The sequence below is a fragment of the Isoptericola sp. S6320L genome (genome assembly GCF_023015685.1).
Lineage (GTDB): Bacteria > Actinomycetota > Actinomycetes > Actinomycetales > Cellulomonadaceae > Isoptericola > Isoptericola halotolerans_A.
In genome coordinates this window covers 1-1,719 of record NZ_JALKAT010000066.1, presented here as the reverse complement: position 1 = coordinate 1,719, position 1,719 = coordinate 1, and the positions used below count along the sequence as shown (strand labels likewise).

Here is a 1,719-nt window from a genome sequence, read left to right as displayed (position 1 = left end):
GTTGGTTGTTTTCTCTCTTTTACGGAGAGTTTGATCCTGGCTCAGGACGAACGCTGGCGGCGTGCTTAACACATGCAAGTCGAACGGTGAAGCCCAGCTTGCTGGGTGGATCAGTGGCGAACGGGTGAGTAACACGTGAGCAACCTGCCCTCCACTTCGGGATAAGCCTTGGAAACGGGGTCTAATACCGGATATGAGCATTCACCGCATGGTGGGTGTTGGAAAGTTTTTCGGTGGGGGATGGGCTCGCGGCCTATCAGCTTGTTGGTGGGGTGATGGCCTACCAAGGCGTCGACGGGTAGCCGGCCTGAGAGGGCGACCGGCCACACTGGGACTGAGACACGGCCCAGACTCCTACGGGAGGCAGCAGTGGGGAATATTGCACAATGGGCGAAAGCCTGATGCAGCGACGCCGCGTGAGGGATGACGGCCTTCGGGTTGTAAACCTCTTTCAGCAGGGAAGAAGGCCTTCGGGTGGACGGTACCTGCAGAAGAAGCGCCGGCTAACTACGTGCCAGCAGCCGCGGTAATACGTAGGGCGCAAGCGTTGTCCGGAATTATTGGGCGTAAAGAGCTCGTAGGCGGTTTGTCGCGTCTGGTGTGAAATCCCGAGGCTCAACCTCGGGCTTGCATCGGGTACGGGCAGACTAGAGTACTGTAGGGGAGACTGGAATTCCTGGTGTAGCGGTGGAATGCGCAGATATCAGGAGGAACACCGATGGCGAAGGCAGGTCTCTGGGCAGTTACTGACGCTGAGGAGCGAAAGCATGGGGAGCGAACAGGATTAGATACCCTGGTAGTCCATGCCGTAAACGTTGGGCACTAGGTGTGGGGCTCATTCCACGAGTTCCGTGCCGCAGCTAACGCATTAAGTGCCCCGCCTGGGGAGTACGGCCGCAAGGCTAAAACTCAAAGGAATTGACGGGGGCCCGCACAAGCGGCGGAGCATGCGGATTAATTCGATGCAACGCGAAGAACCTTACCAAGGCTTGACATGCACCGGACGCTGCCAGAGATGGTGGTTCCGCAAGGTCGGTGCACAGGTGGTGCATGGTTGTCGTCAGCTCGTGTCGTGAGATGTTGGGTTAAGTCCCGCAACGAGCGCAACCCTCGTCCCATGTTGCCAGCGGGTTATGCCGGGGACTCATGGGAGACTGCCGGGGTCAACTCGGAGGAAGGCGGGGATGACGTCAAATCATCATGCCCCTTATGTCTTGGGCTTCACGCATGCTACAATGGCCGGTACAGAGGGCTGCGATACCGTAAGGTGGAGCGAATCCCAAAAAGCCGGTCTCAGTTCGGATTGGGGTCTGCAACTCGACCCCATGAAGTCGGAGTCGCTAGTAATCGCAGATCAGCAACGCTGCGGTGAATACGTTCCCGGGCCTTGTACACACCGCCCGTCAAGTCACGAAAGTTGGTAACACCCGAAGCTCATGGCCCAACCGGTTTTCCGGGGGGAGTGGTCGAAGGTGGGACTGGCGATTGGGACTAAGTCGTAACAAGGTAGCCGTACCGGAAGGTGCGGCTGGATCACCTCCTTTCTAAGGAGCACATACTGCTCGTCGTGTCCGGGGTTCGCTCCGGTCGGTGGGTGGTCATGCACAGCCGCTGTAGGCGCCGAACGTGCGTCTGGTGGTTGCTCTGGGTGGAACATTGACGAACGTCGGTCCGCTGGTCGTGGGTCGGTCGCTAGTACGTCTGCTGCTTCGGTGGTGG

At 58.6% G+C, this 1,719-nt stretch carries 1 rRNA gene; it reads left to right on the top strand.

Annotation, left to right across the window (positions count from 1 at the left end):
- Positions 1-18 precede the first annotated feature (18 nt).
- Positions 19-1,544 (top strand): 16S ribosomal RNA (locus MWU57_RS17895).
- Positions 1,545-1,719: the final 175 nt, after the last annotated feature.